General features: G+C 68.7%; 20 protein-coding genes. 2 read left to right on the top strand and 18 right to left on the bottom strand.

Annotated elements, in window-relative coordinates; all coding sequences use genetic code 11:
• Positions 1–3: 3 nt before the first annotated feature.
• Entirely contained in the window at positions 4–1,887 is a 1,884-nt protein-coding gene (locus A5712_RS10185) for an AMP-binding protein (RefSeq protein WP_068104074.1), read from the bottom strand.
• Between the two features lie 145 nt (positions 1,888–2,032).
• On the opposite strand from A5712_RS10185, the gene A5712_RS10180 reads away from it, so the two are divergent.
• Both A5712_RS10180 and A5712_RS10175 read left to right on the top strand, forming a co-directional pair.
• Entirely contained in the window at positions 2,033–2,518 is a 486-nt protein-coding gene (locus A5712_RS10180; RefSeq protein WP_068104103.1) for a MarR family winged helix-turn-helix transcriptional regulator, read from the top strand.
• 17 nt (positions 2,519–2,535) lie between these two features.
• Positions 2,536–2,955: a DUF5313 domain-containing protein gene (locus A5712_RS10175; RefSeq protein ID WP_068104072.1), complete on the top strand. Its 420-nt coding sequence runs from the start codon at positions 2,536–2,538 to the stop codon at positions 2,953–2,955.
• Between the two features lie 4 nt (positions 2,956–2,959).
• Here the strand turns inward: A5712_RS10175 and proB are convergent, their stop codons facing one another.
• The 17 genes from proB to A5712_RS10090 all read right to left on the bottom strand — a co-directional run bounded on the left by proB (position 2,960) and on the right by A5712_RS10090 (position 23,905).
• Positions 2,960–4,063 carry a glutamate 5-kinase gene (gene proB, locus A5712_RS10170; RefSeq protein ID WP_068104070.1) on the bottom strand — a complete coding sequence of 368 codons (1,104 nt, stop codon included), beginning with the start codon at positions 4,061–4,063 and terminating at the stop codon, positions 2,960–2,962.
• 46 nt (positions 4,064–4,109) lie between these two features.
• Entirely contained in the window at positions 4,110–5,552 is a 1,443-nt protein-coding gene (obgE, locus tag A5712_RS10165; protein WP_068104068.1) for a GTPase ObgE, read from the bottom strand.
• 86 nt (positions 5,553–5,638) lie between these two features.
• Positions 5,639–5,905: a 50S ribosomal protein L27 gene (gene rpmA / locus A5712_RS10160; RefSeq protein WP_068104066.1), complete on the bottom strand. Its 267-nt coding sequence runs from the start codon at positions 5,903–5,905 to the stop codon at positions 5,639–5,641.
• 10 nt (positions 5,906–5,915) lie between these two features.
• Complete coding sequence (gene rplU / locus A5712_RS10155) at positions 5,916–6,227, bottom strand: 50S ribosomal protein L21 (RefSeq protein WP_067158787.1); 312 nt, start codon at positions 6,225–6,227, stop codon at positions 5,916–5,918.
• 203 nt (positions 6,228–6,430) lie between these two features.
• Positions 6,431–9,160, bottom strand: a complete 2,730-nt coding sequence (locus A5712_RS10150; RefSeq protein WP_068104061.1) for an Rne/Rng family ribonuclease — start codon at positions 9,158–9,160, stop codon at positions 6,431–6,433.
• Between the two features lie 339 nt (positions 9,161–9,499).
• Positions 9,500–9,910, bottom strand: coding sequence for a nucleoside-diphosphate kinase (gene ndk / locus A5712_RS10145; protein ID WP_068104059.1), 411 nt, complete (start codon positions 9,908–9,910; stop codon positions 9,500–9,502).
• Between the two features lie 29 nt (positions 9,911–9,939).
• Positions 9,940–10,296 (bottom strand): DUF4233 domain-containing protein, encoded by a 357-nt coding sequence (locus tag A5712_RS10140; RefSeq protein ID WP_068104057.1) that lies wholly within the window; start codon positions 10,294–10,296, stop codon positions 9,940–9,942.
• Positions 10,293–11,729, bottom strand: coding sequence for a folylpolyglutamate synthase/dihydrofolate synthase family protein (locus tag A5712_RS10135; RefSeq protein WP_068104055.1), 1,437 nt, complete (start codon positions 11,727–11,729; stop codon positions 10,293–10,295). Before A5712_RS10135 ends, A5712_RS10140 begins: the two co-directional genes overlap by 4 nt.
• Positions 11,726–14,377 (bottom strand): valine--tRNA ligase, encoded by a 2,652-nt coding sequence (locus tag A5712_RS10130; RefSeq protein WP_068104053.1) that lies wholly within the window; start codon positions 14,375–14,377, stop codon positions 11,726–11,728. Before A5712_RS10130 ends, A5712_RS10135 begins: the two co-directional genes overlap by 4 nt.
• A gap of 89 nt (positions 14,378–14,466) precedes the next feature.
• Positions 14,467–15,093 carry a LysM peptidoglycan-binding domain-containing protein gene (locus A5712_RS10125; protein WP_068104051.1) on the bottom strand — a complete coding sequence of 209 codons (627 nt, stop codon included), beginning with the start codon at positions 15,091–15,093 and terminating at the stop codon, positions 14,467–14,469.
• Positions 15,094–15,248: 155 nt separating this feature from the next.
• The gene (locus A5712_RS10120) at positions 15,249–15,821 is read right to left on the bottom strand and encodes a DUF937 domain-containing protein (RefSeq protein ID WP_068104049.1); all 573 of its coding nucleotides are present in this window, start codon (positions 15,819–15,821) and stop codon (positions 15,249–15,251) included.
• A gap of 89 nt (positions 15,822–15,910) precedes the next feature.
• Positions 15,911–17,167, bottom strand: a complete 1,257-nt coding sequence (locus A5712_RS10115) for a trans-acting enoyl reductase family protein (RefSeq protein ID WP_068104048.1) — start codon at positions 17,165–17,167, stop codon at positions 15,911–15,913.
• Positions 17,168–17,261: 94 nt separating this feature from the next.
• Complete coding sequence (locus tag A5712_RS10110; protein ID WP_068104046.1) at positions 17,262–17,882, bottom strand: transglycosylase family protein; 621 nt, start codon at positions 17,880–17,882, stop codon at positions 17,262–17,264.
• Positions 17,883–18,767: 885 nt separating this feature from the next.
• Entirely contained in the window at positions 18,768–19,373 is a 606-nt protein-coding gene (gene mobA, locus A5712_RS10105; RefSeq protein ID WP_068104044.1) for a molybdenum cofactor guanylyltransferase, read from the bottom strand.
• Position 19,374: 1 nt separating this feature from the next.
• Positions 19,375–20,475 carry a 2-oxoacid:ferredoxin oxidoreductase subunit beta gene (locus A5712_RS10100; protein WP_068104042.1) on the bottom strand — a complete coding sequence of 367 codons (1,101 nt, stop codon included), beginning with the start codon at positions 20,473–20,475 and terminating at the stop codon, positions 19,375–19,377.
• The gene (locus tag A5712_RS10095) at positions 20,472–22,433 is read right to left on the bottom strand and encodes a 2-oxoacid:acceptor oxidoreductase subunit alpha (RefSeq protein ID WP_082973378.1); all 1,962 of its coding nucleotides are present in this window, start codon (positions 22,431–22,433) and stop codon (positions 20,472–20,474) included. Before A5712_RS10095 ends, A5712_RS10100 begins: the two co-directional genes overlap by 4 nt.
• Positions 22,434–22,666: 233 nt before the next feature.
• Positions 22,667–23,905, bottom strand: a complete 1,239-nt coding sequence (locus A5712_RS10090) for an MFS transporter (RefSeq protein ID WP_068104038.1) — start codon at positions 23,903–23,905, stop codon at positions 22,667–22,669.
• Positions 23,906–23,910 lie beyond the last annotated feature (5 nt).

The raw sequence follows: 23,910 nt of genomic DNA, 5'->3' as shown, positions 1-23,910 counted from the left end.
CGGTCAGCGGCTCCCCACCGGCTTCAAGACCGGGCGCAGGGCGTGCAGCACGTCCGGATCCTCGATGGTGGCGGGCATCTCGTCGTCGTGACCGTGCGCAATCCGGTGCATCGCCTTGCGCAGGATTTTGCCGGAACGCGTCTTCGGCAACGCCGAGACGATGTCGACCCGCTTCAGGCACGCCACCGCGCCGATCTCGTCACGGACCAACGCAACCAACTCGTCTTCGAGTCCGTCCCGCGCCGACCCGGCCTGCAGGACGACGAATCCGCGCGGGACCTGACCCTTGATGTCGTCGGCGACGCCGATGACCGCGGCTTCGGCCACGGCGGGATGGGACGCCAGCACGGCTTCCAAGGCGCCGGTGGACAGCCGGTGGCCGGCCACGTTGATGACGTCGTCGATGCGGCCCATGACGAACAGGTAGCCGTCCTCGTCGACGTATCCGCCGTCGCCGGTCAGGTAGTAGCCGGGATGCTCGCACAGGTATGACGATTCGTAGCGCGCGTCGTCCTCCCAGAGCGTCGGGAACGTTCCGGGCGGCAGGGGCAGGCTCAGGCAGATCGCGCCCTCCTCTCCGGGTGCGCAGCCGCTGCCGTCCGGCTGCAGGATCGCGACCCGGTAGCCCGGCATCGGCACGCCCGGCGAACCAATCTTGATCGGAAGTTCCTCCACGCCAACCGGATTGGCCGCGATGGCCCAACCCGTCTCGGTCTGCCACCAGTGGTCGATGACGCGAACGCCGAGTTTCCGCGACGCCCACAGGTACGTGTCGGGGTCGAGCCGCTCGCCGGCCAGGAACAGCGACTGCAAGCCGGCACGGTCGTATTCGCGCAGCCAGGCGCCATCGGGGTCGTCCCGGCGGATCGCGCGAATGGCGGTCGGCGCGGTGAAGAGGGCCTTCACGTTGTGCTCGGTTATCACCCGCCAGAAGGCGCCGGGGTCCGGGGTTCCCACCGGTTTGCCCTCGTAGAGCACGGTGGTGGCCCCGGCGAGGAGTGGGCCGTAGACGATGTAGGAGTGCCCGACCACCCAGCCGATGTCCGAGGCGGCCCAGAAGACGTCGCCGGGGCCGATGTCGTAGATGTGCCGCATGCTCCACAGCAGCGCCACCGCATGGCCGCCGTTGTCGCGCATCACGCCCTTGGGTCGTCCCGTGGTGCCCGAGGTGTGCAGGACGTATAGCGGGTCCGTCGCGGCGACGGCGACGGCCGGCGCCGGTTCGGCCCGGCCGATCAAGGTCTCCCAGTCCTGGTCACGCCCGGCGACCAGGCCGCACCGCAATTGCTCGCGCTGCACGATGACGCAGTGCCGCGGCGGATGCGCGCTGGCGTCGATCGCCGCGTCGAGCATCGGTTTGTATTCGACCAGCCGGGTCGGTTCGATGCCGCACGACGCCGAAACGATCACGCTGGGACGGGCGTTGTCGATCCGGGCGGCCAGTTCGTGTGCGGAAAACCCGCCGAAGACGACGGCATGCACGGCGCCGATTCGGGCACACGCCAGCATGGCGACGACCGCTTCGGGAATCATCGGCATGTAGATGACCACGCGGTCGCCCTTACCCACCCCCAAGTCACGCAGGACGCCGGCGAAACGCGCTGTGCGATCCAGCAATTCGGAATACGAGAAGGTGCGTTTCGTCGACGTCACGGGTGAGTCGTAGATCAGCGCGGGCGCGCCGCCGCGGCCGGCATCGACGTGCCGGTCGAGCGCGTTGGCGCAGGTGTTGAGTTCGGCGTCGGGAAACCAGCGGTAGAACGGCGGGCGGTCGTCGTCCAGGATTCGCCGCGGCGACCGGATCCATGTCACGGCCGACGCGGCACCGGCCCAGAATGCCGTCGGGTCATCGAGGCTGGACTGGTGGAGTTCGCGATAACCGTTCATTTGTTTCCTCTGCGGACGAAGGTGACCGATGCCAGATGATAGGGCCGGATCCCGCGGGGCGATAGGGCCATCGGGCACCCTCGCCGAGGCTCCTGTGACCAGACCAACATAGTTAGCGTCCTAACTATTAGCGTACGATGTGAACATGGCCGCGCCGACCGCTCCGGAGATCGACCCCCTCGCCCTCGAGCAGCAGGTCTGTTTCGCGCTGAGCATCACCAACCGCGCCGTCCTGGCGGTCTACCGGCCGCTGTTGGAGCCGTTGGGGCTGACGCATCCGCAGTATCTGGTGATGCTGACGCTCTGGGATCGCCAGAGGGCCGGGCAACAGAAACCGCTGTCGGTCAAGGAGATTGCCGCCACGTTGCAGTTGGATTCGGCGACGCTGTCGCCGATGCTCAAGCGCTTGGAGGCGCTCGGCCTGATCACCCGCACCCGAAACGCCGTCGACGAGCGCACCACCGACGTCAAACTCACCGACAGCGGCACCGCTTTGCGCCGGCGGGCATGCAAGATCCCGCCCGCCGTCGTCGCGCGGCTGGGCGTCGACATGGACGAACTTCGGCATCTGCATCAGGTGCTGACGCGCATCAACTCGGCCGCCTTGGCGGCCGGCGCACTACAGACCTAAACAACGCAGGAGCAACCATGACTACCACCAAGCCCAACCTTTGGCAGTACATCGGCTATTCGTACGGGCGATGCCTACCGGATTCGATGCGCAGCTGGGTCGCGAACGATCTGGCGGGCAAGGGAGCCGTGCGCCGGCACATGATCCGGTGGGCGATACCGCCGCTGTTCGTGCTCGCACCGTTCTGGCTGCTGCCCGCTTCGCTGTACGTACACACGGAGATGACGGTGCCGCTCTACATCTGGGCGGTGCTGATATCGCTTGCGCTGAACAAGGTTTGGCGGCGCCACCGGCTGGCGCAGCATGGCCTCGACCCGAACCTGGTCGACGTGATCAAGCGCGAGAAAGAGTCGAAGATGCACGAGGACTACGCCCGGCGTTATGGGCCGCGTCCCGAATCGGCCGCGTGGCAGGACAACAGCAGCCCGTTCAGTTAGCCGGCTACACCGCGACCAGGTCGTCGGCGTGCACCGCCGGCCGGCGCAGCTCCGCGGGCAGGTCGGTGGTCGACCGGCCAATCATGGTGGCCAGCTCGGTCGCGTCGTAGGCGACCACTCCCCGTGCCACCATGGTCGCGTCCGGCCCGCGCAGTTCGACGACGTCGCCGGCATAGAACCGGCCGGAGATGGTCGTGATGCCGGCGGCCAGCAGCGAGCGGCGTTGCCGCACCACCGCGCGCACCGCGCCCTCGTCCAGCGTCAGCGAACCGGCGGCCTCGGCGGCGTAACGCACCCAGAACCGGCGGGCCGACATCCGGACCGGGCGCGGCGCGAACACCGTTCCACTCGAGGCGTCGCTGAGCGCCGTCGCGGCGTCGGTCGCCGCGGCCAGCAGCACCGGGACGCCGGCGTCGGCGGCCAGCAGCGCCGACGACATCTTCGACGCCATGCCGCCGGTGCCCAGGTCGCTGCCCGGGCCGGCGACCACGCCGTCCAGGTCCGCGGCGCCGGACACTTCGGGGATAAACCTGGCGCCCTTGGTTTTCCGCGGATCGGAGTCGTAGAGGCCGTCGATGTCGGAGAGCAGCACCAGCGCCTCGGCGCCCACCAGGTGGGCCACCAGCGCCGAGAGCCGGTCGTTGTCGCCGAACCGGATCTCGTTGGTGGCCACCGTGTCGTTTTCGTTGACGATCGCCACCGCGTGCAGGGCGCGCAGCCGGTCCAGGGTGCGCTGGGCGTTGGTGTGTGAGGCCCGCACCGAAATGTCGTGCGCCGTCAGCAGCACCTGCCCGACCGTGCGGCCGTAGCGGGCGAACGCCGCGCTCCACGAGTTGACCAACGCCACCTGGCCGACGCTGGCGGCGGCCTGCTTGGTCGCCAAATCCTTTGGGCGACGCGATAATCCGAGCGGTTCGATGCCGGCGGCGATGGCACCGGACGACACGATGACGACGTCGGTGCCGGCCTTCATGCGCGCCTCGATGGCGTCGGCCAGTCCGGCCAGCCGGCCGGCGTCGAACACCCCGGACGGTGTGGTCAGCGCGTTGGTGCCGACCTTGACCACCAGGCTGCGCGCGGTTCGGATGGTTTCGCGGTGCCTACTCAATTGCGCCGCTCCTCCTCATCGCTTCGCTCTGCATCGTCGCTGCGCGCTATTCTTCGTCACCGTGTTGGCGGCGCTGACGACGGGCGGCCTTGCGCTCGGCGGCCCCGATTCGTTCGCTGCGATCCAGCCGCGCGTCGGTGCCGCGGCCGGACAGCGCAACGTGTTCTCCCGCAGGGGTTTGCGGCTCCCAGTCGAACGTCATCTCGCCGATGGTCACGGCGCAGCCGGGTTTCGCGCCGAGCTTCAGCAGTTCCTCCTCGACACCGAGGCGCGCCAGGCGATCCGCGAGGTAACCCACCGCTTCGTCGTTGTCGAAGTTGGTCTGGCCGACCCACCGCTCGGGCCGGGCGCCGGTGACGACGAACCCGCCCTCGCCGTCCGACTCGACGGTGAAACCGCTGTCGTCGACGGGCAGCGGTCGGATCACCGGGCGGCGTGGCACGATCTGGGGCCGCGCGGCGTTGTACTCCGAGATCATCTGCCAGAGCCCGAAGACCAAGGGCTGCAGTCCATCACGGGTGATCGTGGAAACCAGATACACCGGCCAGCCGCGCGCGGCGATCTCGTCGCGGACGAATTCGGCAAGTTCACGGGCCTCGGGCACGTCGATCTTGTTGAGCACCACCGCCCGCGGCCGTTCGGCCAGATCGCCCAGCACCGCGTCTCCCTGCAGGGTCGGGGTGTAGGCGGCGAGTTCGGTCTCCAGCGCGTCGATGTCGGAGATCGGGTCGCGGCCGGGGTCCGCGGTGGCGCAGTCGACGACATGCACCAGCACGGCGCATCGCTCGATGTGGCGCAGGAATTCCAGGCCCAGGCCGCGCCCCTCCGACGCCCCCGGGATCAGCCCCGGCACGTCGGCGACCGTGAAGGTGTGCTCACCCGCCGACACGACGCCGAGGTTGGGAACCAGCGTGGTGAACGGGTAGTCGGCGATCTTCGGCTTGGCCGCCGAAATCGCGGACACCAGCGAGGATTTCCCGGCCGAGGGAAACCCGATCAGGCCGACGTCGGCGACGGTCTTGAGCTCCAGCGTCAGGTCGCGGGCCTGGCCCGGCTCGCCGAGCAGCGCGAAGCCCGGGGCCTTGCGGGCGCGCGATGCGAGCGCGGCGTTGCCAAGGCCGCCGCGGCCACCGGCGGCCGCCTCGAAGCGGGTGCCGGCCCCCACCAAATCGGCGAGCAGGCGGCCGTTTTCGTCCAGGACGACGGTGCCGTCGGGGACTTTTACCTCCAGGTCCGCGCCGGCGGCACCGTCGCGGTTGTTGCCCATCCCCTGCTTGCCCGAGGGCGCGGTGACGTGCGGGTGAAAGTGGAAGTCCAGCAGGGTGTGCACCTGCGGGTCGACGACCAACACGATGCTGCCGCCGCGGCCGCCGTTACCGCCGTCGGGGCCGCCGAGCGGCTTGAATTTCTCGCGGTGGACCGACGCGCAGCCGTTACCGCCGGAACCCGCGCGCGCGTGGATGACGACGCGATCGACAAACCGGGGCATCGAGGGTCCTCTCAACTACCGCGGGCGCCGATGCGGGCCGGTGCCCGCGGCCGGACGCAGCGCCCGGGCCGGGCCCGGGCAAAACGCTAGTCGGTGGTTTGCCCGGCCGCGACGATGCTGACGGTCTTGCGGCCGCGCTTGGTCCCGAACTCGACCGCACCGGATTCCTTGGCGAACAGGGTGTCGTCGCCGCCCCGCCCGACGTTGACGCCGGGGTGGAACTTGGTGCCGCGCTGGCGGACGATGATCTCGCCGGCCTTCACGACCTGGCCGCCGAACCGCTTCACGCCCAGCCGCTGCGCGGCGGAGTCGCGGCCGTTGCGCGAGCTGGAAGCGCCCTTCTTGTGTGCCATGTGGTCCTCGCTACTTGATCCCGGTGACCTTCAGGACCGTCAGCTGCTGACGGTGACCCTGACGCTTGTGGTAGCCGGTCTTGTTCTTGAACTTGTGGATGCGGATCTTGGGGCCCTTGGTGTGCTCGAGCACCTCGCCGGTCACCGCGACCTTGGCCAGCGCGGCGGCGTCGCTGGTGACCTTGGCGCCGTCGACGACCAGGGCGACCGGCAGCGTCACGTTGGCGCCCGGTTCGGAGTCCAGCTTCTCGACCTTGACGACGTCTCCGACGGCGACTTTGTACTGCTTGCCGCCGGTCTTGACGATTGCGTACGTCGCCATCGTTGCTCCTGCCTCTTTCCTTCGCGCGCGTGCCACCGCTCGTTCGTGGTGGGTCTGGGGTGCGGGTCCGCGCCGGTCACCCGGGAGTACCGCCCGTCGCCGACCAAAGTCTTAGCGGTCTGGCCTGACGACAACTGTCCAAGGGTACGTGACCAGCGGCTACAGGGTCAAACCGGCTCGCTTGACCGCTCGGGTCACGCAGGTCAGTCCACGTGGATCGGCGGTCCGGCCGGCCGGCCCGCCGCGCGACGACGGCGCGGGCGGCCGAAGCCCGCTCCCGCGTCACCGGCCGCGCTGGTGTCCTCGTCGTCGTCGAGGTCGTCGTCGTCCTCGTCCTCGTCGTCTTCGTCGTCATCGTCGTCCACGTCGAGGTCCTCGTCATCGAGGTCGTCATCATCGTCGTCGAGGTCGTCCTCGTCCTCGTCCTCGTCGCTGTCGCTCTCGCCAAAGTCCTGGCCGTTGTCCTCGAAGTCGTCCCGGTCGGCGTCCGCCGCGGCGGCGTCGGGCGGCACTTCGGCCTCGCCGTCGACCTGGGCGATGGCTTCCTCGGCCGTCTCCTCGGGCTCCCCGTCAGCCTGGGACACCGCCTCCGACGTCCCGGACGTGCCGGCCGCCATCGCCTTGAACATCGGGTGTTCCCCGGGCGTGTGGGCCGGCAGCACCTTGGCCACGGTGGGCTCCTCGGCGCCCTTCTTCTTCGACCGCCTGCCCCGGCGGCCACCGGATTCGGATTTCCGGCCGTTGGACGGGGCCGAATCCACCGGATCGCTGTGCAGCAGCAGGCCGCGGCCGCCGCAGTTCGGGCACGTCGACGAGAACGCCTCGATCAACCCGGTGCCCAGCCGCTTGCGGGTCAGTTGGACCAGGCCCAGCGATGTCACCTCGGAGACCTGATGGCGGGTGCGGTCACGGGCCAGCGACTCGGTCAGCCGGCGCAACACCAGGTCGCGGTTGGACTCGAGCACCATGTCGATGAAGTCGATGACCACGATGCCGCCGATGTCGCGCAGCCGCAGCTGGCGCACGATCTCCTCGGCCGCCTCCAGGTTGTTCTTGGTGACCGTCTGCTCGAGGTTGCCGCCGGATCCGGTGAACTTGCCGGTGTTGACGTCGATCACCGTCATCGCCTCGGTGCGATCGATCACCAGCGTGCCGCCCGACGGCAGCCACACCTTGCGGTCCATCGCCTTGGCGAGCTGTTCGTCGATGCGGTGCACCGCGAACACGTCCGGCCCGGTCGAGTCGTCCGGTCCGGTGGCGGGTTCGTACTTGGTGAGTTTCGAAACTAGTTCTGGCGCAACGGCGTTCACGTACTCGTTGATCGTGTTCCAGGCCTCGTCGCCGGAGACGATCAGGCCGGCGAAGTCCTCGTTGAACAGGTCGCGGATGACCTTGACCAACACGTCGGGCTCTTCGTAGAGCGACACCGCGGCGCCGGCGGCCTTTTGTTTGGTTTCGGCGGCCTTCGCCTCGATCTGCTCCCAGCGTTCCTGCAGGCGGGTGACGTCCTTGCGGATGTCCTCCTCTTTGACTCCCTCGGACGCGGTGCGGATGATCACCCCGGCGTCGGACGGCACCACCTCGCGCAGGATCTCCTTGAGCCGCTGGCGTTCGGTGTCGGGCAGCTTGCGGCTGATCCCGGTCGACGATGCGCCCGGCACGTAAACCAGGTAGCGGCCGGCCAGCGAGACCTGCGTGGTCAACCGGGCGCCCTTGTGGCCGACCGGGTCCTTGCTGACCTGCACGACGACGTAGTCGCCGGGTTTGAGGGCCTGTTCGATCTTGCGGTCCGACCCGCCCAGTCCCGCGGCCTCCCAGTTGACCTCCCCGGCGTAGAGCACGCCGTTGCGGCCGCGGCCGATGTCGACGAAGGCCGCCTCCATCGAGGGCAGCACGTTCTGCACGATCCCGAGGTAGATGTTGCCCACCAGCGAGGCGGAGGCGGCGGAGGTCACGAAGTGCTCGACGACGATGCCGTCTTCCAGCACCGCGATCTGCGTGTAGCGCGCGCCGGGGTGCGGTGGCTCGGTGCGGACCCGGTCGCGCACGACCATCATCCGCTCGACGGCCTCGCGGCGCGCCAGGAACTCGGCCTCGGTCAGCACCGGCGGGCGGCGCCGCCCGGCGTCGCGCCCGTCGCGGCGGCGTTGCCGCTTGGCCTCCAGCCGGGTGGAGCCGTCGATGCCCTTGATTTCGGCGTTTGAGCTGCCGCTCTCGTCGCCGTTCTTGCCGCTGCGCGGCGGGCGCTCGTGCACCACGGTGTTGGGCGGATCGTCCGGCGACGGGCCCTCGTCGCCGTCGTCTCCGGCGCCCGACTTGCGCCGTCGCCGCCGGCGGCGGCGCCGGCTGGCGGCCTCGGAGGATCCGTTCTCGTCGTCGGCGGCGTCGGAGTCGTCCTCGTCGGTGTCGTCGGAGTCAGCGTCCTCATCGATGTCTTGGCCGTCGGCGACACCCTGTTCGCCGCGGCCGCGGCCCCGGCCCCGGCGGCCACGCCGCCGCCGCCGGTTGGCGGGCCGGTCGGCCTGTTCGTCGTCGTCGCCGTCGGAATCGTCCGAGTCGGCCGAATCGTCGTCGGTGTCGCGCTCGCCGCCGATCTCGACCGGCTGCGGCGCGACGAACAACGGCATGTAATCCCTTCCCGCACTTGAGGCGTCGAGCAGCAAGGGTTGTTGTGCGGCGGCCGCGCTGCTGAAGCCCGGGATGTTCGGCAGGGGTTGGGCGAAGAGCAATTCGCGCACCTTGATCGCGTCCTCGCGGTCCACGCCGGAGTGCACGTTGCGGTCCCGACCGTCGATCGCGGTGAGCGCCGCCAGCACCTCTTTGTTGGTGCTTCCCAGCGCCCGTGCCAGCTGGTGGACCCTCAGGCGGTCGGGCAGGTCCTCATCGTGGGCCGGCTCTCGTGACGAGTCTGTGGGTGGTGCACTGTCTACCACGTATTCTCCTTTAGCCCCCGGGCGCGTCGTTCGACGCGGCCACGCGAGGGCTTCGCTATAGGCCCGGGTCGCTTCTCCCAGGCTTGTGATGGTCTCGCCCCGAGCGGCTCAGGTAGAACTCACTCGGCGCCGTACTGAATGTAGGCCTGACATGCGGCGCAACATCGCGGGGACGCGATGGTCGCGCTTGTCTAAGTCTTCATTCGGGTGTCCGAAGCCGGTCCGGCGACGTTCACCCGCTGTCAGTATCCCACATCACTTCCAGTGCCCACCCGCGCCCGATCCGCGCGCGTCAGCAAACGCCGGCGGGGTCTCGGTGTGGCCCGGATCGCCCTGGCGCTAAATTCCGGGAAACCAGAGCGCGATCTCGCGCTTGGCGGAATCCTCCGAATCGGACCCGTGCACCAGGTTGAACTGCGTCTCCAGCCCGAGATCACCCCGGATGGTGCCGGGCGTGGCCTTGTCCACCGGGTCGGTACCACCCGCGACCTGCCGAAACGCTGCGATCGCGCGCGGCCCCTCCACGATCGCCGCCACCACCGGCCCCGAGGTGATGAATTCCAGCAACGATCCGAAGAAGGCCTTGCCCTCGTGTTCCGCGTAGTGCTGGCCGGCGAGCTCTTCGCTGACGTGCCGGAGCTCCAGCGCCGCGATGGTGAGGCCTTTCCGCTCGATGCGGCCGATGATCTCGCCGATCAGATGCCGCTCGACGGCGTCCGGCTTGATCAGTACCAGGGTCCGTTCGGTCACGGCGGACAGCGTACAGAACCGATCCGCAACTAGCTTGGCGGCGACTGACGCCGCCGCACCTCGGCCCGGAAGTACGCGATCAGGGCCCACAACCCGGTGAACAGCACGCCGATGAATCCGACCCCCGGATAGATGGCGAAACCGGCGAGCAGCACCACCTGCACGGCCAGGTTCACCCAGATCGCCCACGGCCTGCGCTGCAGCCCGGCCAGCAGGATCAACACGACGGCCAGGCCGATCAGATAGACCAGCGACGCGGCGTTCAGGCCGCCGCCGACGGCGCCCACCACCGGAATGGCCAGCAGCACCACGATCGCCTCCAGGACCAGCGTTGCGGCCATCACGCCGCCGAAGCTCTTCCAGGGGTCGGGCCTCTGGTCTGTCATTGCGGGTCTCTACCGAACAGGGTCCGCGCGGCCCCAGCGGTGACCACCGAGCCGGTGACGACGATCCCGGTGCCCGAAAACGATTCCGCCTCATCGATTTCCGTGGCCGCCTCGTCGACCAGGGCGGTCGCGACCTCGACGGCGTCGCGCAGGTTTTCCGCGGTCGCCACGCGATCGGGCCCGAACCGCTCACGGGCGGCCAGCGCCAGCGACTCGACGTCCAGCGCGCGCGGCGAGCCGTTCTGGGTCACGACGACCGAATCGAACGCGGGCTCGAGTGCGGCGAGGATGCCGTCCACGTCCTTGTCGGCCATGATGCTCAGCACGCCGACCAGGAACCGGAAGTCGAACTCGCCGGCCAGCGTCTGCGCCAGCGCCGTCGCCCCGGCCGGGTTGTGGGCGGCGTCGATGAACACCGTCGGCGCGCTGCGCAGGCGTTCCAGCCGGCCGGGGCTGGTGACGGCGGCGAAACCGGCCCGGACCGCCTCGACGTCGAGCTGCCGCTGCGCGCCCGCCCCGAAGAAGGCCTCGACCGCCGCGAGCGCCACCACCGCGTTGTGGGCCTGGTGTTCGCCGTGCAGCGGCAGGTAGACGTCCGAGTAAACCCCGCCCAGGCCCTGCAGCTGCAGCACCTGCCCGCCGATCGCGACCTGGCGGCCCAACACCGCGAACTCCGAGTCCTCCCGGGCGACCGCGGCGTCGGCGCGCACGGCCTGGGCCAGCAGCACCTCCATGGCCTCCGGCGCCTGTCGCGCGATGACGGCGACGGTGTCCGGGGCGCCCTCGGGCGCCTGGTGGATGATGCCGGCCTTCTCACCGGCGATCCCGGCGAGGTCGCCGCCGAGGTATTCCACGTGGTCGATGCCGACGGGGGTGATGACCGCGACCGGCGCGTTGATCACGTTGGTGGCGTCCCAGCGGCCGCCCATGCCCACCTCGACCACCGCCACGTCGACGGGCGCGTCGGCGAACGCGGCGAACGCCATCGCGGTGAGGACCTCGAACTTGCTCATCGCCGGGCCACCGTCAGCTTGTGACTGCGCGTCGACCATCTGCACGAACGGCTCGATCTCGCGGTAGGTCGCCACGTATTGGGCCGGGCTGATCGGCTGCCCGTCGATCGCGATGCGCTCGACCGCCGATTGCAGGTGGGGGCTGGTGGTCCGGCCGGTGCGCCGGCCCAGGGCGGTCACCAGGGCGTCGACCATGCGCGCCACCGAGGTCTTGCCGTTGGTACCCGCGACGTGGATGGACGGATACCCGAGCTGCGGCGACCCCAGCAGGTCCATCAGGGCGCTGATCCGGGTCAGGCTGGGCTCGATGCGGGTCTCCGGCCAGCGTTGGTCCAGCAGGTGCTCGACCTGCAACAGGGACGCGATCTCATCCGGTGTGGGAGCCGCGCTGGTGGCCCGCTCGGGCGGCTCCAAAGTCATTGCAGCGCGGCCAGCCTGGCGTTGATCCGGTCGGTTTCCTCCTGGGCGACGCGCTGGCGGTCGCGGATCTTGGCGACGACCTGGTCGGGCGCCTTGGCCAGGAAGTCGGCGTTGCCCAGTTTGGCGGCCGTGGACGCCAGCTCCTTTTGCGCCGCGGCCAGATCCTTTTCCAGGCGCCGGCGCTCGGCGGCGACGTCGATGGTGCCCGACGTGTCGAGTTCGACGACGACGGTGCCGCCGGACAGGCGCACCTCCACCGACGCGGACGGCTGAAAGTTCCGCTCCGGCGCGGTGAGCCACGCCAGCGATGTCACCGCCGCCACCTGGCCGCTCAGGTCGGAGGCTTCCACGCCGGCCAGCCGGGCGGGCACCTTCTGCCGATCGGCCAGCCCCTGGTCGCTGCGGAACCGCCGGACCTCGGTGACGAGCCGCTGCATGTCGGCGATCCGTTGCGCGGCAACGGGATCCAGGGCAATGCCCGACGTCTTGGGCCACTCGGCGATCACCAGCGACTCCTGGTCGGTGAGGGCCTGCCAGAGTGCCTCGGTGAGGAACGGGATGACCGGATGCAGTAACCGCAGCAACGTGTCGAGCACCGCGGCCAGCACGGCGGTGGTGTGGGCGCGGCCCTCGGCGAGCTGCGTCTTGGCCAGTTCGACGTACCAGTCGCAGAATTCGTCCCACGCGAAGTGGTACAGCGATTCGCAGGCGCGGCTGAACTCGTAGCCGTCGAAGGCCGAATCCACTTCTGCGCGAACCTCTTCCAGGCGCCCGAGGATCCATCGATCGGCATCGGTCAGGTCGTCATGGGCCGGTAGCTCCGCGAGCGCGGCGCCGTTCAGCAGCGCGTAGCGGGTGGCGTTGAACAGCTTCGTGCCGAAGTTGCGCGAGGCGCGGACGGCATCCTCGCTGACGGACAGGTCGCCGCCGGGGTTGGCGCCGCGGGCCAGCGTGAACCGCAGGGCGTCCGCCCCGAACGCCTCCATCCAGTCCAGTGGGTCGATGACGTTGCCCTTGGACTTGCTCATCTTGCGGCCGAACTCGTCGCGGATCAGCCCGTGCAGGAAAATATCGGTGAACGGCACCTGCGGGCCGCGGCGGCCGCCGAGCGTGATGGCGTCGTCACCGCCGACGAAGGTGCCGAACATCATCATCCGCGCGACCCAGAAGAACAGGATGTCGTAGCCGGTCACCAAAACGCTTGTCGGATAGAACTTTTCCAGCTCGGGAGTCTCCGCCGGCCAACCCAGCGTGGAGAACGGCCACAACGCGGAGGAGAACCAGGTATCCAGCACGTCGGGGTCCTGTTCCCAGCCCTCCGGCGGCGCCTCGTCGGGACCGACGCACACCTGCTCGCCGTCGGGCCCGTACCAGATCGGGATGCGGTGGCCCCACCACAGCTGCCGCGAGATGCACCAGTCGTGCATGTCGTCGACCCAGGCGAACCAGCGTGGCTCCAGGCTGGCGGGGTGAATCACGGTGTCCCCGTTGCGAACCGCGTCACCGGCGGCCTTGGCCAGCGATTCCACCCGGACCCACCACTGCAGCGACAGCCGCGGTTCGATCGGCTCGCCGCTGCGCTCCGAATGCCCCACGCTGTGCAGGTAGGGCCGCTTCTCCTCGACGATCCTGCCCTGCGCCGCCAGCGCTTCGCGCACGGCGACCCGCGCCACGAAGCGATCCATCCCGTCGAATTGCGTTCCGGTGTCGGCGATCCGGCCCTTGGTGTCCATGATCGAGATCATCGGCAGCTCGTGCCGGAGCCCGATCTCGAAGTCGTTGGGGTCGTGCGCAGGCGTGACTTTGACCGCGCCCGTGCCGAATTCGGGGTCGACGTGCTCGTCCGCCACGATGAGCAGCGGACGGTCCACGAAGGGGTGCGGCAGGCTGGTGCCGACCAGGTGGCGGTACCGCTCGTCGTCGGGATGCACCGCGATCGCGGTGTCGCCGAGCATCGTCTCCACCCGGGTGGTGGCGACGACGATGTGCGGCTCGGCGTCGTCGAGCGAGCCGTACCGGAACGACACGAGCTCGCCCTCGACGTCGAGGTAGTTCACCTCGAGGTCCGAGATCGCCGTCTCGAGCACGGGTGACCAGTTCACCAGCCGCTCGGCCCGATAGATCAGCCCCGCGTCGTAGAGCCGCTTGAAGATGGTGCGCACCGCGCGCGAGAGGCCCTCGTCCATGGTGAAGCGGTCGCGGCTCCAGTCCACGCCGTCGCCGAGGCGGCGCATCTGGCCGCCGATGGCGCCGCCGGACTCCCGTTTCCAGTCCCACACCTTGTCGACGAACAGCTCCCGGCCGAAGTCTTCCTTGGTCTTGCCGTCGACCGCCAGCTGCTTTTCCACCACGCTCTGGGTCGCGATGCCCGCGTGGTCCATGCCGGGCTGCCACAGCACCTCATAGCCCTGCATGCGCTTTCGCCGGGTCAGCGCGTCCATCATGGTGTGCTCCAGCGCGTGGCCCATGTGCAGGCTGCCGGTCACGTTGGGCGGCGGCAGCACGATCGAATAGGCGGGCTTGGAGCTGCTGGCATCGGCCTTGAAGTAGCCCGCGTCCAGCCACTTCTGGTAGATCGCGTCCTCCATCGCGGCCGGATCCCACGACTTGGGGAGCTGGTCGGCAGCGGGGTGGGGGGTGGCGGTCACCGGTCAATTCTAGGGAGACCCGGCTGCCCGCGCGTAAGCGGTCGAATCCGCTGGTCACACGGATCCGACCGCTACCGCCTCCCCAGCGATCAGGGAATAGTGAGCACCTGGCCGGGCTGAATCAGGTCGGGGTTGGGGATGCCGCTGGCATCGGCGATCGCCTGATACTTGCTGCCGTCACCGTAGAAGCGCTCCGCGATGGCCCACAGGGTGTCGCCGGATTCGACGGTGTACGTCCGCGCGGCGGGTTCCGGCTCTGGTTCGGCAGCAGCCTCGGGTGCCGCCTCGGCAGTGGGCTCTTCGACCGCGGTTTCGGCGACCGGCTCGTCGACGCCGGGCGCTTCCTCGGTGGCCGCGGCCTCGGGTGCCGGAGGCGGCGGCGCGTCGGTCTCGGTCTTGGTCGACCAGGCCGCGCCGTCGGCGGCGTAGAGCACCAGGTTGCGATCGTCCTGCAGCACGAGCCTGACGTCCTTCTTGCCCTGCGTGGCGGTGTGCCACACCGGCTTGTCGGCCGTGTACACAACGAAATTGCCGTCGGGCTGCACCTCGGCCCGCACCACGTCCTGGCCGTCGGTCCCGGTGGCCCAGAGCGCCTGGCCTCGCGCGGCCAACACCAGGTTGCCGTCGTTTTGCAAGGTCAGGGTGTAGGCGCCGTTGTGTGAGGTGAGCGCTTCGCCCCGCACCAGCTTCTGTCCCGCGGTGAGTGTGTCCGACACTTCGTTCCCCTCTCGTTGTCGCCGTCCGGCCGATTGGGGTCGGACGTCATTTCCCTTGTCCGATAAGGACAAACCTACTCATCCTGGTTCGCCTTGGGCAGCCGTGAATTCGACGCAATCGAAACCGTCCGGGAACTGCCCGTGAACAGCCGGGACTACTTCTTGCCGCCGAGCAGGCCGCCGAGGAGATCGCCAAGCGCGCCACCCTTACCGCTCAACACACTGCCGAGGATGCCGCCGAGGGATTTGTCGCCGGAGCCACCACCGAGGATGCTGCCCAGGACTTCACCCAGGCCGCCGCCGGAAGATGCTTCTTTCTTCGGCGGGCCGCTCTCCCCGCCCGAGCCGAGCCGTTTTCCGATGTATGCCAACACAATCGGCAGCACCACCGGCAGCAACTGCTTAAGCAGCTCACCGTCGCCGGCACCCCGATCGGCCAGCGCCGACGCGACCTGGTCGGCATCGTTGCCACCGAAAAGCGTCGCGACCGCTTGGTGCCCGTCGCCCTCGCCGCCGCCCGCGTCGAGCAGGCCACGCGCGGCTTGACTGGTTGCCATGGACTCGATCCGGCTGGCGTGCTCGGGATCGTCAGAGTTCTGTTGCAGGCCGCCGAGTAGGGCCGGCACCAGGGTGTGAACAGCGTTGTCGACGTCGCCTTCGTTGGCGCCGAGCCTGTTCGCGATTTCAGCAGTGGGAATCTGGGAGTACAGATCGTCGAGACCGGCCATCGGTGTGTCCACCTTCGTCGAGTAGACCCAAGTCGATTACGACACTAGACCCAGCGGACCCCGATCGAAAGCCGTTGCGGCAACACGGATCAGCCCAGCCGTTCGGTCTGCAGCGACACGCCGGCGACCGGCAGTCGCGCCAGCAGCGCGTCCCCCATCGCGGCCGCGGGCGTCAGCACGCCGGACAGATCGGAAAGCGTGTCGCGGTCCAGCGCGAGGGCCAGGCCGCACTCCCCCAGCAGCACCGCGGTGGCTTTATAGCCCGGGTCTCCTCTCTGCTCCATGCGCGCCACGTAGCGGGCGCCGGTGGTCGTGGTGGTGTAGGTCTCGATCCGGTAGTAACCGCGCTCGCGGACGGCCTCGCTCGGACCGGTGCCGGGCTTGGGGACGACCCTCTCGACCAGGCCTCGCGGCAGGAACCGGAAGTAGCGGCTGCCCAGCCCGAACGTCGCATTACCCACACCGGTGACGACGGCCGATGCCACCGGCGCGAGGGGCGACGACCCGACGCTCATGTTCTCGTCGTAGCGGAACCGCCGGCCGTACGCCCAGTCCAGCAACGCGTTGCTGCGCCGCACGATTCGGGTGTTGTAGGGCGCCATCATGAATCCCGCGGTCCACAGGCCGGACAGTTCCGGCGCCAGGTCACGACCGCGGTGCGACGGCAGGTCGGGCTGGCGGCCCAGTTCGGGTTCGGCGCCGCGGTCGGAGCTCAACGTGTACGGGTCGTTGAGCAGGTTACGGGCCTCGCGGTCGTTCGAGGCGGTGTCCAGCACCTCGAGCAGCGACGCGACGGTGCCGCCGGACAGGCCGCCGCGCAGCGAGCGCACCACGAGATGGGTGTCGGCCAGCTCGCCGGCACTGTCGTCCCGCGCCGCCCGGTACAGCGCATACACGGTCAGATCCGACGGGACGGAGTCGAAACCGCAGGCATGCACGATGCGGGCACCGGTGTCGGCGGCCTGCTTGTGGTGCAGATCGATGCTCTCGCGCACGAACATCGCCTCACCCGTCAGGTCGGCGTAATCGGTGCCCGCCGCCGCGCACGCTGCCACCAGCGGCAGCCCGTAGCGGGTGTAAGGCCCGACCGTTGTTACGACGACCCGGGTTCGGGCGGCCATCTCGTCCAGGGTCGAGGGCGACGCAGCATCGGCGGTCAGGACGGCCCAGTCCCGCGCCGATTCGCTCAAGCTGTCGCGGACCGCGCTTAGTCGGTCCGGCGACCTGCCCGCCAGGGCGATCCGCGCGCCGGCTCCGGCGCGCGCCAGGTACTCGGCGGTCAGCTGACCGACAAAGCCGGTCGCCCCGTACAGGACGATGTCGAATTCGCGCGGCGTTGCGGTCACCGGCCCGACGCTACCCCCGCGGTCGAAACCCCCAAAACAAGTAATGCCGGGCGCGATGGCCCGGCACTACTTGTACCTCTATTGACGACGCAGGTCAGCCGCGGCGACCGCAGACCGGCCAGGCGCCGATGCCCTGCGAGTGCAGCACGTTCTCGGCCACCCGGATCTGCTCCTCGCGGGAGGCGCTGGCCGGGGACCCCGAGCCACCGTTGGCGTGCCAGGTGCTCGAGGTGAACTGCAGACCACCGGAGAAGCCGTTACCGGTGCTGATGCCCCAGTTGCCACCCGACTCGCACTGCGCGATGGCGTCCCAGTTCACGCTGTACGCCTTGTGAACCGGCGGCGGGGGCGGAGCGTCCGGCGCCGGCGGCGGCGGAACGTTCGGGTCGAAGCCCACGGGCGCGGGCGGCGGGGCGTCCGGCGCGGCAGGCGGCGGGGCGTCCGGCGCGGGAGGCGGCGGCGCGTCGGGCGCTGGCGCGGGAGGCACGTCAACCGGCGCCAGGGCGTCCGGAAGGGCCGCCGGCGGCGGAACGTTGGGGTCGAAGGCCGCCGGAGCTGCCGGCGGGGCGTCCGGAGCCGGCGCCGGGGGCGCGTCGGGGGCCCCGACGGGGGGAACGTTCGGGTCAAAGCCCATCGGTTCCGCGTTGGCGGAGGGTACCGCCACCAAACTGCCGGTGATCGCGGCGAGGATGAGCGTCTTGCGGACGTTCTTCAAATTTCTTCCTTTCGCGGTGCGCGCGCCAAAGCAGACCCACCGGAGTGGGTCGAAGGTTTGGTTGGTGCCGAAAAGGTGCTCTGGGACGTGCCGTCTCGTTCGGGCACGACAGCGGCGGGCTCTCGATCTGCCCGGCGGGGTCCTACCCCGGGCCGCGGCGCTTCCGTGCCGTCCGCAGCCCCGCTCGCACGCGGGTCCGTGTTTTCAATTTTCGATTACTTATCCGTCAACCCGTTTCGGGCTACCAGGGACCGTACGAAACCCACGGGCGTTCGTCATCTTCAGGAAACGGATATCTCGGTTCGATAACGAGCCGATCACGCCGCGATGGCGGAAACATCTCTGCAGGTCAATCGCGCGTTTTGGCGCGGTGCCCATCAGGCGAAATCGCAACCGGATCGTGAGCCGAATCACGCCCTTTTTGTGAGCTGGCACACGTGTTTGCCGGTTCGGCGAACCCTCCGGAACGCGGATTTTGCATCCGGGGCGCGACGGTGAACCGGCGCAGGATACAACACAATACGCGAGATCACTTCCGACACGCCGCAACAGACGTACAGGAGCATCATCGAGTGAAAGTTGCTGCACAACAATGGATTTAGCAATTCAAATCTAATTGGCAACTGCGCCAATCACTTTCGAGACCCGTAGTGTAATTTGCCGAGGTCGCAATGGATTGCCGAATCGGCGGAGCTGAGGCGTCATTGGCCAGATCCTGAAAACCGCTCTGCAGCAGGCGATTCGATGAAGCAGAGAGCCCCGCCGCGGGCGCCATTGCGCAGATAACGACGGACTACGGACTTATGCACGAAACAAAGGCGCGAATTGGCCGAAGCGATTATCGGATAGCGCTTCAACGGCCAATTAATGGCGCAACCGCTTGGGTCAGACGCGCGCCTGCGTCGCCGCGCGCAGCTCGGCGTCGGTGTTGACGTTCGTCAGGGCGCGCGAATCCGGCAGCACGATCTGCTGCGCATCCGAGGCGTCGATCAAGGCGCTCATTCGGCGCTCGCCGGCGGCGACCAGCGCGTCGACTCGATCGGCGAGATCGGTGCGGTACACCGCGGCCAGGTAGTGGCTGCGACCGTCCCACGGCAACACCGCCTCGGCGTTGGTCTCGGTGGCGAGGTGGACCAGGTCATCGATGAGTTCGGCGGTCAGCAGCGGCATGTCGACGGCGCAGACGAATGCGAACCGGGCGCCGGCCTCCGCGGCCGCGCGCAATCCCCGCCCGGTCGCCGACAGCGGCCCCAGCCCCCGCACCTCGTCGCGAATCACACGGGCCTGCAGCGACGGCAGCGGCTGCCCCGGGGCGGCCATCACGAAGACCGGCTCGCAGCGTTGCGCGACGATGCCGACTACGTACTCGGCGAGCGTGCCGGATCCGCCCGGACCGGGCAGCGTGGCCTTGTCGCGGCCCATGCGGCGCGACTCGCCCCCAGCGACTATCACCCCGGCCAGTGGCACTGTGTCGGGTCCCTGGTCGGCCATGTCAGTCGACGGTCCAGGTGTCGCGCCCGCGCAGCAGCGATTGCAGCGCGGCGGAGTCGAACGGCTTCGACGCCTGGGCGGCGTGGACCTGAGCGCGCGCCGCGTCGTCGTAGGTGGGCCGGCTGATGTTGCGGAAGATGCCCAGCACGGTGTGGTCGAGGTTCTGGTCCGAAAGCCGGGACAGCGCAAACGCGTAGGCCGAGTCGTCGGCGTGCGCATCGTGCACCACGATCTCGTCGGTGCGCACGTCGGCCGTCTTGGCCACTTCCAGGCTGAAGCCAGACTTCACCACGCAGTATTCACCGTTGGCGCCGAACACGATCGGCTCGCCGTGGCGGACGTTGATCACCCGCTCCTCGGCGCCCTCCTTGCGCAGCGCGTCGAAGGAGCCGTCGTTGAAAATCGGGCAGTCCTGCAGGATTTCGACGACGGCGGCGCCCCGGTGCTCAGCGGCGGCGCGCAGCACTTCGGTGAGGCCGGCGCGGTCGGAGTCCAGCGCGCGGCCTACGAAGGTCGCCTCGGCGCCCAGCGCCAACGACACCGGGTTGAACGGCTGATCGAGCGAGCCCATCGGCGTCGACTTCGTGACCTTGCCGACCTCGGACGTCGGCGAGTACTGGCCCTTGGTCAGCCCGTAGATCCGGTTGTTGAACAGCAGGATGGTGATGTTGACGTTGCGGCGCAGCGCGTGGATCAGGTGGTTGCCGCCGATCGACAACGCATCGCCGTCGCCGGTGACCACCCACACCGAGAGATCCTCGCGGGCCAGCGCCAGGCCGGTCGCGATGGCCGGCGCCCGGCCGTGGATCGAGTGGAACCCGTAGGTCTCGAGGTAGTACGGGAACCGGCTGGAGCAGCCGATGCCGCTGATGAAGACGATGTTCTCGCGGCGCAGGCCGAGGTCGGGCAGGAAGTTGCGGATCGTGTTGAGGATGACGTAGTCACCACAACCGGGGCACCAGCGCACCTCCTGATCGCTGGTGAAGTCCTTGGCCTTCTGCGGCTGGTCCTCGGCAGACAACGCGGGGACCCCGTCGTTCTTGGTAAGCCTCGGGGACAAGCCGAGGTCTGTGCCCGCCAGATTGCCCATCAGGTCGGTCATTCGCTAGCTCCCGCTCCCACCGTCGCTGCCGCCATTCTGGCGACCATCTTCTTGTCTTGCTCGATTTCGGCCAGCGTGCCGCCCAGCGCGGCGCGGATCAGACGCCCGATCTCGTCCGCCAGGAAGGCCACACCCTGGACCTTGGTGACCGACTGCACGTCCACCAGGTACTTGCCGCGCAGGATCAGTGCCAGCTGACCCAGGTTCATCTCCGGGCACACCACCATCGGGTAGCGCCGCAACACGTCGCCGAGGTTCGCCGGGAACGGGCTGAGGTTGCGCAGGTGCGCGTGCGCGACCTTGATGCCCTTGCGCCGCGCGCGCCGGCAGGCCTCGCCGATCGGCCCGTACGAGCTGCCCCACCCGATCAGCAGCAGCTCGGCATCTCCCGTCGGATCGTCGACTTCCAGGTCCGGCACCGCGATGCCGTCGATCTTGGCCTGCCGAATCCGGACCATGAGGTCGTGGTTCACCGGCTCATAGGAGATATTGCCGGAGCCGTTCGCCGCTTCCAGGCCACCGATGCGGTGCTCGAGCCCGGGGGTGCCGGGCACGGCGAACTGCCGGGCGAGGGTCTCCGGATCGCGGTTGTACGGCTGGAACGGCTCGCCGGGCTTGGCGAAGGCGTGCGTGATCGGCTGCAGCGAGCCGACGTCCGGGATGCGCCACGGCTCCGAGCCGTTGGCGATCGCGCCGTCGGACAACACGATCACCGGGGTGTGGTAGGACACCGCGATGCGCACCGCCTCGATGGCGGTCTCGAAGCAGTCGGACGGCGAACGCGGCGCGACCACCGCCACCGGGGACTCCCCGTTGCGGCCGTACAGCGCCTGCAGCAGGTCGGCCTGCTCGGTCTTGGTGGGCAGGCCGGTCGACGGGCCGCCCCGCTGAACGTCGATGACCAGCAGCGGCAGCTCGGTCATCACGGCCAGGCCCAGCGCTTCGGACTTCAAGGAAATGCCCGGGCCAGACGTGCTGGTGACGCCGAGGGCGCCGCCGTACGACGCGCCGATCGCCGCGCAGATGCCGCCGATCTCGTCCTCGGCCTGGAAGGTGATCACGTTGAAGTTCTTGTGCTTGGACAGCTCGTGCAGGATGTCCGAGGCCGGCGTGATCGGGTAACTGCCGAGCACGACCTGGATTCCGGCCAGCTGACCGGCCGTGACGATGCCGTAGGACAGCGCGGTGTTGCCCGAGATCTGGCGGTATTCGCCCGACGGCAGGACCGCCCGCGAGACCTCGTACGTCGTCCCGAACGCCTCGGTCGTTTCGCCGTAGTTCCAGCCCGCCTTGAGCGCGAGCACGTTGGCCTCGGCGACGTCGGGCTTGCGGGCGAACTTCTCCCGGATGAACCGCTCGCTGGTCTCGATCGGCCGCCCGTACATCCACGACAGCAGGCCGAGCGCGAACATGTTTTTGGCGCGCTGGCCGTCCTTCTTCGACGCGCCGATCGACTCGACGGCCCCGAGTGTCAGCGTCGTCATCGCGACGGAGTGCACGACGTACTCCTCGAGCTCGTCGGTCTCCAGCGGGTTCGTCACGTAGCCCACCTTGGTCAGGTTGCGCTTGGTGAACTCGTCGGAATTCGCGATGACCATTCCGCCGCGCGGCAGGTCCCCGATGTTGGCCTTGAGCGCCGCCGGATTCATCGCGACCAGGACGTCGGGGCGGTCGCCGGCGGTCAGGATGTCGTAGTCGGCGATCTGAATCTGGAACGACGAAACCCCGGGCAATGTGCCTGCGGGGGCGCGGATCTCGGCGGGATAGTTCGGCTGGGTCGCCAGGTCGTTGCCGAAAAGGGCTGCCTCGGAGGTGAACCGGTCGCCGGTCAGCTGCATGCCGTCGCCGGAGTCCCCGGCGAATCGAATGACAACTTGCTCTAGACGCTGGCGGTCCGACCCATTGCGAGAGGAGCCATTGGGAGAATCAGACCCGGCCCCACTGCCGTTCGGATCCACTTATCCGCCTTCCATTCGTTAACCGGATAGGCACTTCGCGCTGGAGCATTAGGGTACGCGCCGCTGGGACGCCGCCCTGGCCCACAAGCTTGTGTGTCACTAGTAGTACCAATTATGGCACTTCTTTAAGAGAAGCATGGGCGTCTCGAAAGCATTGCATGCAGCGGATTTACGGTTAAATGCCGAAGTCAGCGCGGGCTACTGGTGCGTAGGCAGCGAAAGTGTGGTATTGGTCACGTTGATCGCCTGCCCGGCATGCGCTGGGGCGCCGTCTCGGGCATCGCGACGAGATACAACACGAGGCCCGCGGCGGCCAGGGCACCAAGGAAGGCGAAGGCGGCGTCGTAGCCGGCCGCCACCACGATCGAGCCGGCAACCAGGTTCGAGACCGCAGCGCCGATGCCCGTCGCCGCCGTCACCGCACCCAGGCTGATGTTGAACCGACCGGTTCCGTGCGTCACGTCCTGCACGACGAGCGGAAACAACGCGCCGAACACACCGGCCCCCACGCCGTCGAGCAGTTGCACGCCCACCAGCCAGTACGAGTTGTCGGACAGGGTGTAGAGAAATCCGCGTGCGGCCAAGACCGCGAAGCCGACCAAGAAAATGGGTTTGCGCCCCCAGGAATCGGCCTTGGCCCCGGCCAGGTAGGCCACCGGCACCATGACGACCTGCGCGGCCACGATGCACCCCGCCATCAGCGCGGTCCCGACGTCTTTGTTGTGCAACGCCAACAGCTGGCCGACCAGGGGAAGCATCGCCGCGTTGGCGAAGTGAAAGGCGATGACCGTGACGGCGAAAATCATCAGCCGGCGATTGTGCAGCAGCACCGCCAGCCGCGACGGCTGCTGGCGCGGCTCGCCCGGGGAGTGGTCCATGCCCCGCGCCACATCGTTGTCGATCGCGTCGGCCGGAATCCGCAGGGTCGCAACGACACTGCCGGCCGCCATCGCGGCGAGCACCCAGAACACCACCGCGGGCCCAAGGAAGTAAGCCAAGACACCGGTGACGGCCGCGGCCGACGCGTTTCCCGCATGATTGAACGACTCGTTGCGCCCCACCCGCCGTGAGAAGAGACGAGGGCCGACCGCACCGAGGGTGATCGCGGCCAACGCCGGCGCGAAGACGGAACCCGCGACTCCGGTGAGAGCCTGCAGCACCGAGATCGAGTAGAAGTCCGGAAACAACGGCATCGCCAACGATCCAGCGGTGACGGTCAGCGCTCCCGCGATGATCACCGCCCGCTTGGCCGTCGTTCGGTCGACCAGCGCGCCGGCCGGCGCCTGAGCGACGATCGCCCCGATGCCGCCGACCGCCATGACGAACCCGATCGACCCCTGGTCCCAGTGATGGGTCACCAGCAGGTAGACCGACAGGTACGGGCCCAACCCGTCGCGGACATCGGCCAGCAGGAAGTTGAGCAGGTCCAGCCCACGCGCCAGGCGCCGCGGAACCTCGGCCGGGCTGTTCAAAGCTT

Origin of the sequence: Mycobacterium sp. E2327, from assembly GCF_001672675.1 — a bacterium.
GTDB lineage: Bacteria > Actinomycetota > Actinomycetes > Mycobacteriales > Mycobacteriaceae > Mycobacterium.
This window is presented reverse-complemented; position numbering and strand designations above follow the sequence as displayed.